Origin of the sequence: Bifidobacterium bifidum ATCC 29521 = JCM 1255 = DSM 20456 (assembly GCF_001025135.1) — a bacterium.
Classification (GTDB): Bacteria; Actinomycetota; Actinomycetes; order Actinomycetales; family Bifidobacteriaceae; genus Bifidobacterium; species Bifidobacterium bifidum.
On record NZ_AP012323.1, the window covers coordinates 412,453 to 425,685 of the forward strand.

The 13,233-nt window shown below is 64.4% G+C and carries 12 protein-coding genes; 8 read left to right on the forward strand and 4 right to left on the reverse strand.

Annotated elements, in window-relative coordinates; translation table 11 throughout:
* Positions 1-64 precede the first annotated feature (64 nt).
* Both BBBF_RS01675 and ffh read right to left on the reverse strand, forming a co-directional pair.
* Complete coding sequence (locus BBBF_RS01675) at positions 65-1,237, reverse strand: endonuclease/exonuclease/phosphatase family protein (protein ID WP_033510098.1); 1,173 nt, start codon at positions 1,235-1,237, stop codon at positions 65-67.
* 175 nt (positions 1,238-1,412) lie between these two features.
* Positions 1,413-3,059, reverse strand: coding sequence for a signal recognition particle protein (gene ffh, locus BBBF_RS01680; protein ID WP_021647594.1), 1,647 nt, complete (start codon positions 3,057-3,059; stop codon positions 1,413-1,415).
* Positions 3,060-3,419: 360 nt separating this feature from the next.
* On the opposite strand from ffh, the gene BBBF_RS01685 reads away from it, so the two are divergent.
* Entirely contained in the window at positions 3,420-4,328 is a 909-nt protein-coding gene (locus BBBF_RS01685) for a cation transporter (RefSeq protein ID WP_003819892.1), read from the forward strand.
* A 221-nt stretch (positions 4,329-4,549) separates the two neighbouring features.
* On the opposite strand, the gene cysS is transcribed toward BBBF_RS01685, so the two are convergent.
* The gene (gene cysS / locus BBBF_RS01690; protein ID WP_021647595.1) at positions 4,550-6,172 is read right to left on the reverse strand and encodes a cysteine--tRNA ligase; all 1,623 of its coding nucleotides are present in this window, start codon (positions 6,170-6,172) and stop codon (positions 4,550-4,552) included.
* Between the two features lie 146 nt (positions 6,173-6,318).
* Here cysS and BBBF_RS01695 point away from each other — a divergent pair, with 146 nt between their 5' ends.
* Positions 6,319-7,044 (forward strand): type 1 glutamine amidotransferase, encoded by a 726-nt coding sequence (locus BBBF_RS01695; protein WP_003811881.1) that lies wholly within the window; start codon positions 6,319-6,321, stop codon positions 7,042-7,044.
* Between the two features lie 110 nt (positions 7,045-7,154).
* Positions 7,155-9,275, forward strand: a complete 2,121-nt coding sequence (locus BBBF_RS01700; RefSeq protein ID WP_014759867.1) for an ABC-F family ATP-binding cassette domain-containing protein — start codon at positions 7,155-7,157, stop codon at positions 9,273-9,275.
* Between the two features lie 22 nt (positions 9,276-9,297).
* Here BBBF_RS01700 and BBBF_RS01705 read toward each other — a convergent pair whose 3' ends face one another.
* Positions 9,298-9,639, reverse strand: coding sequence for a DUF3039 domain-containing protein (locus BBBF_RS01705; RefSeq protein ID WP_003811884.1), 342 nt, complete (start codon positions 9,637-9,639; stop codon positions 9,298-9,300).
* A 169-nt stretch (positions 9,640-9,808) separates the two neighbouring features.
* Here BBBF_RS01705 and coaD point away from each other — a divergent pair, with 169 nt between their 5' ends.
* The 5 genes from coaD to rnc all read left to right on the forward strand — a co-directional run bounded on the left by coaD (position 9,809) and on the right by rnc (position 13,211).
* Complete coding sequence (coaD, locus tag BBBF_RS01710) at positions 9,809-10,303, forward strand: pantetheine-phosphate adenylyltransferase (RefSeq protein ID WP_013389543.1); 495 nt, start codon at positions 9,809-9,811, stop codon at positions 10,301-10,303.
* Between the two features lie 83 nt (positions 10,304-10,386).
* A complete protein-coding gene (locus BBBF_RS01715; RefSeq protein ID WP_003815742.1) occupies positions 10,387-11,292 on the forward strand; it encodes an ATP synthase subunit B family protein in 906 nt (301 codons plus the stop codon).
* A gap of 64 nt (positions 11,293-11,356) precedes the next feature.
* Positions 11,357-11,971: a YceD family protein gene (locus BBBF_RS01720; RefSeq protein WP_033510095.1), complete on the forward strand. Its 615-nt coding sequence runs from the start codon at positions 11,357-11,359 to the stop codon at positions 11,969-11,971.
* A 128-nt stretch (positions 11,972-12,099) separates the two neighbouring features.
* Positions 12,100-12,294 (forward strand): 50S ribosomal protein L32, encoded by a 195-nt coding sequence (rpmF, locus tag BBBF_RS01725; protein WP_003811892.1) that lies wholly within the window; start codon positions 12,100-12,102, stop codon positions 12,292-12,294.
* 149 nt (positions 12,295-12,443) lie between these two features.
* Positions 12,444-13,211 (forward strand): ribonuclease III, encoded by a 768-nt coding sequence (gene rnc / locus BBBF_RS01730; RefSeq protein ID WP_003811893.1) that lies wholly within the window; start codon positions 12,444-12,446, stop codon positions 13,209-13,211.
* Positions 13,212-13,233: the final 22 nt, after the last annotated feature.

A 13,233-nucleotide genomic window follows, 5' to 3' on the forward strand; every position in this document is an offset into this window, starting at 1 on the left:
CGCTCAGTGACGGTGGGCGCGCTCAGTGACGCATATCCGCTATGCTGTCCGTGCGGCATGCCGCTCAAATAGTCATTGTGGCGGTCAGCGCGAGGTGGTCGGTGTCTTCCACGACGAATGATTCGACGCCGCTGAACGCGGCGGCTCGTGCCGGCTCGGCGGCGGAGCCTGACGCGGATTCTCGCGTCGCGGCCATGATGTGGTCGAGCTCGATGCGCGGCCACGGCACCTGACTGGGGAAGGTATTGACATGTCCGCGAGCCTGTGCCAGTGCGGCGTCGCGGAATCCGGACCGCAGCAGCTCGCGGAAGCTGGCATGGTCGATATCGGCGTTGAGGTCGCCCATGAGCACCGCGATATCGACGTCGGGATATGCGGAACCACCGCCGCGTCCGGCTTTCGAGCCGGTGGCACGTTCCTCGCGGCCAGTGCCTGCGCTGACCGACTTGCGCGGCATCGGAACCAGCGCGCTCAGGGACCGGATGCCGTCCGACCATTCCCGACAGCCGCGCATCGGCGATTTGGTGTGCGCGGATGCGAATGCCACGGAGGTGCCGTCATCGGTTTGCAGCATGATGCCCGGCACGTCAGCCGCAGATATCGAGACAATGCCATGCGTGCCGCGTTTCGGCTTGGTGCGCGACCAGATGCCGTTGAAGCCGCCGTTGTCGGTCTTTTCGCGGGGCGTACCGAGCTGCCGATAGGGGAGGATCCTGCGCAGGCCGCCGCGCTCAAGACGCTTGATGAGATCCGTACTGAGTTCCTGAAGCGCGAGGACATCGATGTGTCGTTCCCGCACGGCCGCGATGATGGCGTCGGCGCTCGCCTTGCCATAGCGGCAGTTCAACGTCATCAGATGGTAGGTGTCGCCGCTCGCCTGCGGCGGGTTCGCGGTCGGCTCGGCGTCGGCGGATCGCGCGGTCTGGCGATGGTCGTCTGACGCTGTTTCATGGGATGTTCCACGCTGGTGGTGCCATCGTTCCCGCGGCATGTTCGTCCAATACGGAACCTGCATGGCAAGTATCGACACGATGCCGGCGACGGCGACGCCGCACTGCCACCACGAGCCGACCAGACCGGCCCATACCGCGATGACCAGGTACGGTATCCACAAAAAACGAATCAGCGCAATCATGTAAGGCATCGTCGGCATGTGCGCTTCCCGTCCGGCTGGCAGGAACCGCAACGCCGACCATAGCATGCACGCCGCCAGCAGTATCCACGACAACACGCCCACCGCCGAACTCCTTACCTAACATTCCAACGAGTGAATAATGGCTTTCAGTGTACCGGCAGCCGTTGCGAATTCGCGGCGAGTGGAAAGCTGCGAAGATATGGCAAATGATTTGGCGCCGGGCGGGGATGGCCGAAAACGTCCATCCCCGCCCGGCGCCAGAGAAAAACGGGCCGAATCAGCCGAGCAGACCGGAAAGGCCGCCGCCGAAGTTGGGCGGAAGCTCGCCACCGTTCGCGTCGAGCGCATCCTGCAGCCCGGCCGGAAGAGCCGGATTCTGCGGCTTCTTCATGAAGGCGGACCCGCCGGACTTGCCGGAACCGGAGCCCTTGCCGGCGAGCTTGTCGCGCAACGCCTTCTCCTCGGCCTCGCGCTTCATCGGATTGCCGGACTTCGAGCCCTTCTTCTTGCTCTTGCTCTTGCCCTTCTTGCCGCCGCCTACCGCGGGGCCTCCGAAACCGGGGATGCCGCCCATGGCCTTGTTGCTCATGCGCTTCATCATCTTCGCGGCCTGCTCGAACCGTTGCAGCAGCCCGTTGACCGCCGAGACGGTTACGCCGGAACCATAGGCGATGCGGGCGCGGCGAGAGCCGTCGATGATCTTCGGGTTGCGCCGCTCTTCGGGGGTCATCGACCGGATGATCGCTTCGGTGCGGTCGATCTCCTTCTCGTCGAACTGCTCCAGTTCCTTGCGGTGCTGCGCCATGCCGGGGATCATGCCGAGCAGCGACTTCATCGAGCCGAGCTTGCGCACCTGCTGCAGCTGGTCCATGAAGTCGTCGAGTCCGAACTCGCCTTCCGCCATCTTCTGGGCGGCCTTGCGGGCCTCCTCCTCGTCGAACTGCTTCTGCGCCTGTTCGATCAGGGTAAGGATATCGCCCATGTCGAGGATGCGCGAGGCCATGCGATCGGGGTGGAAGACCTCGAAGTCCTTGAGCCCTTCGCCGGTCGAGGCGAACAGGATCGGCTTGCCGGTCACGCTCGCCACCGACAGCGCCGCACCGCCGCGGGCGTCGCCGTCGAGCTTGGACAGCACCACGCCGGTGAAATCCACGCCCTCGTCGAACGCCTTGGCCGTCTGGACGGCGTCCTGGCCGATCATTGCGTCGATGACGAACAGGATCTCGTTGGGGTTCACGGCATCGCGGATGTCGCGGGCCTGCTGCATCAGCGCTTCGTCGACGCCCAGTCGGCCGGCGGTATCGATGATGACCGTGTCGTACAGCTTCTGCTTGGCTAGCGCGATCGAATCGCGGGCCACCTTCACCGGGTCGCCGGAGGTCTCGCCCGGCGCGGACACAGAGTCGCCCCCGTCGGACTGGACGCCCTTCTCGGGCGCGTACACCGGCACGCCGGCGTGTTCACCGACCACCTGCAGCTGGGTCACGGCGTTCGGACGCTGCAAGTCGGCGGCGACCAGCAGCGGCGTGTGGCCGGAATCCTTCAGCCAGTAGCCGAGTTTGCCGGCGAGCGTCGTCTTGCCGGCGCCCTGCAGGCCGGCCAGCATGATGATCGTCGGCGGGTTCTTGGCGAAGTTCAGCGGCCGGTCCACGCCCTGGCCGAGCACATCCGTCAGCTCCTCGTTGACGATCTTGACCACCTGCTGCGCCGGGTTGAGCGCTTCGGACACTTCGGTGCCGAGCGCACGTTCGCGGATGCGCGCGGTGAAGGAACGCACCACGTCGAGCGCCACATCGGCGTCGAGCAGCGCGCGGCGGATCTCACGGATCGTGCCGTCGATATCCGCCTCGGAAAGTTTGCCCTTGCTCTTCAGATGCTTGAACGCATTCGAGAGCCGGTCTGTCAAAGAACTAAAAGCAGCCATAATGCGAATCAGTCTAGCCGTTGCGGCGGAAAACCAGCGGGTTGCCGCCGAGGCGGCCCGCACGGCGACGGAGAGGTGCCGCGGGGCGCCGTTCGGCGGTCGCGGCTGCGCGTGGGACCGACGTGAGAGAGCGGCGGAAATGCGACAGAACCGTTGGCCTTGTGGGCGGCGGGGATTCCCGCACGCTCAGCGCGAACCGACACGCCCGGAATCGTTCGTTTCCGTTACCATGGAAGGGCAATAATTTCCGTGGATTATTGGATCGCTGAGCTGTTTTGATTATCCTTCGGACCCAACCTATACGCAGACTGCCGCGCTGACGCCGACGCAGACATGCCGTGCAATATGGAAGGCCCGCCTATGCCACACCAGAAAACCATCGAACGCAAAGCCCTGATCGTGGGCATCGTCATCAACATCCTGCAGGTGCTCGCAGGCATGGCCGTGTTCTTCATGACCGGTCTGAAGGCCATGTTCCTGGACTTCTCCTTCACCGCCATCTCCGTGCTGTCCGGCCTCGTCGCCGCATACCTGTCGTCGCGCACCGTGCGCACCACCGAGCGCTTCCCCAATGGCATGTTCGCTCTGGAACCGATATACGCCATCTGCAAGGCGATGCTGACGATGTCGCTGCTGCTCTTCTCTCTCGTCGATGTGACGCGCGTCGCCTATGACTATTTCGTGCTTGGGCAGGGCGGGCGCATCGAGACCGGGCCCGTGGTGATTTACGAGATCCTGACCGTGGCCGTCTGCCTAGGACTGTACCTGTATTACCGGCGCGAGAACCGGCGCATCCGCAATTCCAGCACGATGCTGACCGCGGAGTGCAAGAGCACGCTGGTCGACGGTTCGATGTCGTTCGGCATCGGTGTGGTGGCCGTGTTCCTGTGGTTCCTGCCGGCTGGTGGCCCTCTGGATTTCCTGCATTACACCGGTGATTTCTTCATCACCGTCGCACTGGTGCTGCTCACGATCAAGGAGCCGTTCGGCGTGCTCAAGGACGCGTTCGTGGAACTGGTCGGCGGAGTGCATGACGACGATGCGACGAACGCGTTCGTGGAGTCGGCGGCGCAGCGGCATCTGCCGCAGAACACCGATTACGAGCAGGTACTGGTGTTCAAGACCGGCATGAACTATACGGTTGATGTGTATCTGAGCGGTATCGGTCAGAGCATTGACGTGGAGGATCTGGTGGAGTGCAAGCGAGACTTGGAGAAGGAGCTGACCAAGCGGCTGCATATCGTGGATGTCGATTTCGTGTTCGATTAAGGAGCGGAACAGGATAGGATGATCATGACTGTCCCGCGATGATGCCGGGGCGTTCCTGCTCGGTATTTGATTGCATTTGCTGGCATAATGCCAGCGACAATGCTGGGCTGCTATCGGCGCTTTCACCGTCAAAATATGCTCCGATCGCATAACCGTAACCAGTTGAGCCCCGCTTTGGGGGCGGGGCTCAACATAACGGATCACACAGTGTCGGGGGAGGATTACTTCAAACTCCACGTGCTGCCTTGCGGGCCGTCCTCGATGGCGATGCCGGCGGCACCCAGCGCGTCGCGAATCGCGTCCGCCTTGGCGAAGTCGCGGGACTTGCGCGCTTCGGCGCGGGCGTTCAGCTGCTCCGTGATCAGGGCGTCCAGCACGTCATGCTCGTGGCTCTCGCCGTTGCCGTCCGCGCCTGCGGCACCGGCCCACGGCTCGGCCAGCGGATCCAGTCCCAGCGCATCCAGCATCGCCCGCACCGCGACCAGGGCGCTGCGCACCTCGGCGCGGGCCGCATCGCCGTCGGCACGGTCATCCAGCTTGCTCAGCAGCGTGTTGCCGTTGCGAATCGCGGTGAAGATCGCCGCCGTGGCGCCGGAGACGTTCACGTCGTCATTCATCGCGGAGACGAAATCGGCGGGAAGATCATCGGCGCTGACCCCGGCGATCTCGGCGCGCTCGGGCTGCTCGCCCAAAGCCACGCCGGCGCGCTCGATGAAGTTCATGATGCGTTCGTATGCGGCCTGGGCCTCGACCAGCGCTTGGTCGGACCATTCGAGCATCGAACGGTACTGCACGGAGCCGAGCGCATAGCGCACCACCCATGCGGAGTGCTCGGCCAGCACACTCGGCACGGACAGGCCGGTGCCCAGCGACTTCGACATCTTCTCGCCCTTGGCGGTCACCCACGCCGAATGCATCCAGCGTGCGGCCGACTCGTATCCGGCGGCACGCGTCTGCGCCATCTCGTTCTCGTGATGGGGGAAGCGCAGGTCCAGTCCGCCGCCGTGGATGTCGAACATGCCGTCCAGATACCGGTGGCTCATGGCCGAGCATTCGATGTGCCAGCCGGGGCGGCCCACGCCGAACGGCGTCGACCAGCGCGCGTCCTGCGGGTCGGTGGGCTTCGGCGCCTTCCACAGCGCGAAATCGCGCGGATCGTGCTTGTCGGGGGATGCGTCGGCGGGGTCGATCGGATTGTACTTGTCGTCGCCGGCCGCATCCACGGACGGGCCCATGCGGTCAGCCACGGCGGCGGCCTCGTCGGCCTCGGCGGCACCCTGCTTCTGATGGGTCAGCTCGCCGTAATGCGGCCAGCTCGCCACGTCGAAATACACGTTGCCGGTCGGCTTGCCATCCGCGTCATAAACTACGTAGCCGTGACCGTTGTCGATGATGCGGCGGATCAGGTCGATCATGTCGATCATGTGCCCGGTCGCGCGGGGCTCATACGTCGGCGGCAGCACGCCAAGCGTGTCATACGCCTGCGTGAACTCCCGCTCGTAGAAGTACGCGCGCGCCCACCACTGCTGGCCTGCCGCGGCCGCCTTGTCGAGGATTTTGTCGTCGATATCGGTCACGTTGCGCACGAACGTGACCTGATATCCCAGCCGCAGCATCCATCGCCGCACCACATCGAACGCGACGGCCGCTCGGATATGGCCGATGTGCGGGGAGCTCTGCACGGTGGCGCCGCACACGTAGATCCCCACCTGGCCGGGCTTGATCGGGGTGAAACGCGAGACCGTGTGCGAAGCCGTGTCATACAGCTTCAGGCCGGCCGCGGCGCGCGCCACGCCGGCGTTCTCGGAAGTGTTGGAATTCTGCGGTTCTGAGGCTTGTGTCATAATGTCGAGCGTATTCGCGTTATGCGACAAACCGCCAGACAAACCACCCGGCAAATGTGATTGCGCGGCCGCCCGGGCGCGGCTGGAAATACGAAAGATGAAGAAACGGTGTGCAAAGTTTACGTAGGTGATGCAACAATGGAGTTATGACGCAATCGCAAGTGCTTATCGTGCAGCACGTCCCGTGGGAGAAGCCGGGGCGCATCCTGGACAACCTGGACGACCTGAACATGTCGTCCACGGTGGTGAACATCGCCAAGGAAAAGAAGCCCGATCTGCCTGACTTCGCGCAGGTCGCCGGACTGGTGATTATGGGCGGTCCGATGGGTGCGCTGGATTATGACAAGTATCCCGGTCTCAAGGTCGAGGCGAAACTGGTCAAGGCGGCCATCAGCGTCGGCAAGCCGGTGCTGGGCGTGTGCCTCGGCCATCAGATCATCGCCACCGCGCTGGGCGGCAAACTCAGCCGTGGCGAGTCGCCGGAAATCGGGTTCGCGCCGATCAAGCGCGTTGACAAGCACAATTACTTCTCGATGTGGAACAAGCAGATCGACGTGCTGCACTGGCACAACGACGTGGTGGGGCTTCCCGCCGGCGCCCAGCTGCTGGCGCGGTCCGAGCACACCAAGGTGCAGGCGTTCCGCATCGGCTCGGCGCTGGGCATGCAGTTTCATCTCGAAGTGACGCCGACGTTGCTGGAGGAATGGCTGGATGAGTCCTCGATGGTCAAGGACCTCAAGGCGGTGGGCGGATCGAAGTCGCAGCTGCGCGAAGCGTTCGCCGAATATAATCCGCGCCTGCAGCCGTTGGCCGAGCAGGTGTTCGGCGGATTCGCCGCCCGCTGCAACACCTACGCCCAATCCCTGCGCTAGCGAACTGCGAGTTCGCCCCCGCCGCTGGCGGGGGGCGAACATGACGAGCCAGCGGGGGCGTATGGTGGTTCGGACGTTGATGCCCACCGCTGACGCTACATTGGTGAGTCATGCCGACTTATGACCTTGGACTGGAACACGTTTCACTCGCCTTCGCCACCAAAACCATCTTCACCGATGTGACGCAGGGCGTATTCGAGGGCGATCGCATCGGCATCGTCGGCCGCAACGGCGACGGCAAATCCACGCTGCTGCACCTGTTCAAAGGCACTCAGGAGCCGGATTCCGGGCGAGTCACCAAGCGCGGCGGACTGACGTTCGGCATGCTCGACCAGCGCGACCCGCTGGACGACGACGCCACCGTGCGCGCGGCCGCGCTGGAAGGCCGCGAGGATTACGAGTGGGCCGCCGACAACAAGTCGCGCGAGATCGTCGAGGCGCTGCTGGGCGGCATCAACCTCAACGCCCGCGTCGGCTCGCTGTCCGGAGGCCAGCGACGCCGCGCCGACCTGGCCCGGCTGCTGCTCAAGGATTGGGACATCCTCGCGCTCGACGAGCCCACCAACCATCTGGACGTCGTGACGATCCACTGGCTTGCCGAACATCTCAAGAACCGCTGGTCGAAAGGGCAGGGGGCGCTGCTGCTCGTCACCCACGACCGCTGGTTCCTCGACGAGGTGTGCGAGTCGATGTGGGAGGTCCACGACGGCGTGATCGACCCGTTCGAAGGCGGCTACTCCGCATACATGCTGCAGCGCGTGGAGCGCGACCGACAGGCCGATGTGCGAGAGACGAAGCGCCGCAACCTCGCGCGCAAGGAGCTCGCCTGGCTGTCGCGCGGCGCCCGCGCCCGCTCCACCAAGCAGAAGTTCCATGTCAAGGCCGCGCGGGAGCTCATCGCCGACGTGCCGCCCATGCGCAACGCCGTCGAACTCAAGCAGATGGCCACGTCGCGCCTGGGCAAGCAGGTCGTCGACCTGATCGACGTCACGCAGATCTTCGCGAAAAGCCAAGGCGAGCAGCCGGTCACGCCGACCGACGACACGGCGGCGGATCAAGCCCCCGCCTCCTCCTCTCAGATCGATATCGTCCCCTCCCTATACTCGGAGCCGCGCGTGACCGGTTCCGTCGAAGTCGCCGTCGACACGCTCGCCGACCCGCGTCTCGTGGACGCCGGCGTGCCGGAATCCATCCAGGCCGCAGCGGAAGCCAAGGCGAAGGCGGAGGCGCTCGCGGAACGTAAGGGTGTCACGGAGGAGTCGGTCGCGCCGCAGGTCACCTCCGCGGCGCAGAAGATCACCGTCGCCGGTCGCAAGATTCTCGACGACGTGACCTGGCTGATCGGCCCCGGTGACCGTTTCGGCATCGTCGGCGCGAACGGCGCCGGCAAATCCACGTTGCTCAAGCTCATCGACGGCACGCTCACGCCGACAGCCGGGCATGTCAACATCGGCAAGACCGTGAAGTTCGCGGTGCTTTCGCAGCGGCTCGACGAGCTGGAGAAACTCGGCAAATACAAGATCAAGGAAGTACTGTCCCGCTACAAGCCCAGCTATATCGTCGACGGCAAGGAAGTCACGCCCGGTCAGCTGATGGAACGGCTCGGCTTTGAATCCGCGCAGCTGATGACGCCGATCCGCGACCTGTCGGGCGGACAGAAGCGCCGCATGCAGCTGCTGCTGATCCTGCTGGATGAGCCGAACGTGCTCATCATGGACGAGCCCGGCAACGACCTCGACACCGATATGCTCGCCGTCATGGAGGATCTGCTCGACACGTGGCCGGGCACGCTGATCGTCGTCAGCCACGACCGGTACCTGCTGGAGCGCGTCACCGACCAGCAGTTCGCACTGATCGGCGGTAAGGTGCGGCATCTGCCCGGTGGCGTCGACGATTATCTCGACATGATCGAAAAAGCGAAGACCGCAGCGCCGGCAGGCGTATCGGCTTCGCAGAAGGAGCCGGCCGACTCCGGCGTCACTGCCACGGCGGACGACGCCCCCAAGCTCAGCGGCAAGGAATTCCGCGAGACCAGCAAGCGCATCTCCGCCATCGAGCGCAAGCTCGCAAAGCTGGAGGAGCAGAAGACCGCGCTCGAAGCGGATATGGCCGCTCATGATCCGAGCGACTATGAGGGGCTGAACAAGCTCAACGGGCAGCTTCAGGCCGTCTCCGACGAGTCCGGCGCCTTGGAGGCCGAATGGATGGAATTGTCCGAAAAACTGGAGTAATCGCGGCGCGCGGCGCGTGACCTTACTTCATCATCTCTTCATAGATGCGCTTGCAGTCCGGGCAGACGGGGTATTGCGACGGGTCGTGCTTCGGCACCCAGATCTTGCCGCACAGCGCGACCACGGGCCGGCCGGTGAGCTTCGATTCGGCGATGCGATCGCGCGACACATAGTGCGCGAACCGGTCGGCGTCGCCATTGTCGGAACGGTCGGTCTGCTCCTCGGTTTCCGGACGCTCCAGCACCGCCGTCCCTGTGCCCTGGTCCGGGGTGGACAGCGGCGACACCGGATCCGCGAGATCCGCGGCGATCCCTCCTGCGACGGCGGATGTCGGCTTTAGCTGTGTTGACGGTTCAGATGACATTTCGACTCCATTCCTTCATCCATGACGACATCATAGCGGCGAATGGCCGGCCTGTCTTCCACCGGCATGGATTCATGATAATGCTCGCATGCTACCGCTGCATGTCCGGCGTCTGAGCCCCGGCTCGCTCGTATACGGACTGTCCGGCGATTCGCGGTAGGCTATGCATATGACTATCGCAGTATGCCCAGGATCGTATGACCCCGTGACCGCGGGACATTTGGATGTCATTGAGCGGTGCGCCCGTTTTTTTGACGAAGTGCACGTGGTCGTGGCCGTGAACGCCGCGAAGACCCCGATGTTCCCGGCGCATACGCGAGTGGATATCATTCGTCAGGCGCTCGACCACGACGGATTCCCCGATGTCAAGGTCGCGTCCACGACCGGCCTGATCACCGACTACTGCAAGGAGATCGGTGCCACCGTCATCGTCAAGGGCCTGCGGCAGAACGGCGATTACGAGGCGGAGCTGGGCATGGCCCTGGTCAATCGCAAGCTCGCAGAGGTGGAGACGCTGTTCCTGCCGGCCGACCCGGTGCTTGAGCATATTTCCAGCTCCATCGTCAAGGACGTCGCCCGGCATGGCGGCGACGTGACCGGCATGGTGCCTGATGGCGTGGTGCCGATGCTGGACGAGGCGTTGAGCCATGAGCGTGGCGAGTGACGTCGCGACGCGAATCCCATATGATATTGTCTGGGTTTTCCGGTCGCTGATACGTGACCGGAATAAAAGTAAAGAGATGCAGCATGGATGAATCAACGAACGATGGCATCGTCAACGTCGGTGACGGCAACGACGGCGGCGCCGCCATGAATCCCGCGACCGGCACCGAGCCGGCCGCGCAGTCGACCGACGCCTACAGCGTCACGTATGCGGCCGCGGCGCGGCTGAACGATGCGCCGGAAAGCGCGGCACCTGCCAGCGTGTGGGACGAAATGTCGCACAAGCCGCAGCCGGCCGCCGCTGCGACGCACGAGAACAAGCCGGACATATCCGATTACGCGAAGCAGTCCAAGCCGACGTTCCCGATCAGTCAGCTCCCCGATTTGCGCGAGACGCTGGATCCGAAGGCCGACATGAACCCCGAGGAGGTGAAGTCCCGCGAGGAGTTCACCACCGTCTATGACATCATCGACTCGATGGAGGCGACGCTGGAGGCCGCGAAGACCAGCCTGTTCGCGCCCAGCATGGTGCGTGTGGACCGCGAGGAGTTCGCCGGTCAGCTGGACGAGCTCAAGCGGATGCTCCCGGTGCAGCTGGAGCGCGCGTCCGCGCTGATGCGCGAGGCCGAGCGGCGCTTGGAATCCGCGCAGACGCAGGCGAACGCCATCATCGCGTCGGCGCAGAGCCGTGCCGCCGACACGTTGGACGAGGCCAACAAGCAGGCGCAGATCCTCGTCGGCCAGGAGAACATCACCGACAAGGCGCGGCAGCGTGCGCGTGCGATTCTCGACAAGGCGCAGGCGCGTGCCGACCATCTGACCAATGGCGCCGACGAGTACTGCACGACGGTGATGACCGGCCTGCAGGAGCAGCTCGGCAAGCTCAGTCACGACGTGCAGGCAGGACTCAACGTGCTTGAGGAACGGCAGCGTGCGGCGGGCGAGCAGATGCCGCACCTGAACATCAACGATTATCCGGAAGCGCAGTAGGGGCGCGCCGGAGTGTAACGGAACGCGCAACAGCATGCGCGGCAGCAGCAGGGAGGAGATTTGTATGGCACGACCGGAGGATTCCGCATGGGCGGTCAGCGTGGCGCAGGTGACGTCTCGGCCGGGGCAGTCCAAGACGGTGGATGTGGTGTTTCCCGCGCCGAGCGGCATCGGCGATGAGGTCATCGGCGTGAAGGAGGGCGCGGACGTCAGCGTGCACGGCTCGTTCGACTCGATAGTCGACGGCCTGGTGCTGACCGCTCGCATCGAAGCGCCCGTCGCGGCCGAGTGCACACGCTGCCTCAAGCCCATCAAGCGCGATTGGGGTGTGGACGTCGTCGCGTTCTTCCCCTACGAGGAGAGCGCGAAGGCCCGCTCGCACGGCAAGCCCAAGAACGAGGACGTGGAGATCGTCGCGGGGGAGGACGAGTCCGAGGACGTGTATCCGCTGAGCCGAGACGGGGCGTTCGCCGACCTGGAGGCGCTGCTGCGTGACACGCTGGTGGAGGCGCTGCCATTGCAGCCCCTGTGCCGCGAGGACTGCCGGGGACTGTGCTCGCAGTGCGGCGTCGACCTCAACGAGCACCCGGACCATCATCATGACGTGACCGATCTGCGGTTCGCGGCTCTGGCCGGGTTGAAGGCCCAGCTGGAGGCCGAGGAGCACGGCGACAAGTAACGGTGGGCGATCGGCGTGCGGGTCTGGGAACCTGCTCGCGCGATGCCGCGACATGCCGTTGTACGGGCGATGCGTTAAGATACCGTACGCTTAAGCTCAATTGTTCGAACGAAACAGAGGAATAACAAATGGCACTGCCTAAGTACAAGACCTCGCGCGCCAACACGCACTCGCGTCGCGCGAACTGGAAGGCTACCGCCGCCCAGACCATCGCATGCCCGAACTGCGGCGCTCCGGCGCTGCCGCACATGGCTTGCCCGAGCTGCGGCTCCTACCGCGGCCGCGTGTACCGCGCAGCCATTCGCTCCGCTCACACCAAGTGATCGCAGCCGAATGCCGATAGCGAAATGAAGACCCTGCCATCGACGGGTGGCAGGGTCTTCGTATATTGTCGCATATTGCCATCCGGACACTGCGCGTATGCGTTCAGGGCGTGCGCGTGCGGCCGGATACGGTGGACAAGGAGAAAAACATGACTGAACCTGAACCGCGCGAAGAGCTGTTCTCCGCGCTGGGCGTCACCATCAGCCCGGATCTGCTGATACAGGCGCTCACCCATCGTTCGTTCTCGCACGAACACCCCGGCACATCGAACTATGAGCGGCTGGAATTCCTCGGCGACGCCGTGCTGGAACTGGTATCGACCGAGACGCTGTTCACGCTGCATCCCGACATGACCGAAGGCCAGCTGGCGAAGATGCGCGCCAAGGCCGTTTCGGAGGAGGCCCTGTCGGCGATCGCCCGGGACAAGTTGCACGTCGGACCGTTCATCCTGCTCGGGCACGGCGAGGCGGAGTCCGGCGGTGCCGAGAAAAGCTCCATTCTGTGCGACATCGTCGAATCGCTGATCGGCGCCACGTTCCTGGAGCACGGCATCGAAGGCGCGCGCAAGGTCGTGCACCGGCTCATCGACGACACGTTGGCGGAAGTGGCCACCGAAGGACCAGCCCTGGACTGGAAGACCTCGCTGACCGTGAAGGCGCACGAGCTCGGCCTGGATGAGCCGCGGTACCGCATGAGCGTGTCCGGCCCCGAATACGCGCAGGAATTCACCGCCAAGGCCACCATCGGCCCGAAAGACGACATCATCGGCAAGGGTACCGGCACCAGCAAGCGCAAGGCGCAGCTCGCCGCGGCGGAAATGGCCTGGCATGAGCTCGACCGGTACGCGCCCGCGCTCAAGGCGGCCCGCAAGAACGGCTCGTCCAAGCACCGGCGCAGCGGCTCGGCCGGCAACTGACCAACTGGTGAACGGCGATTGC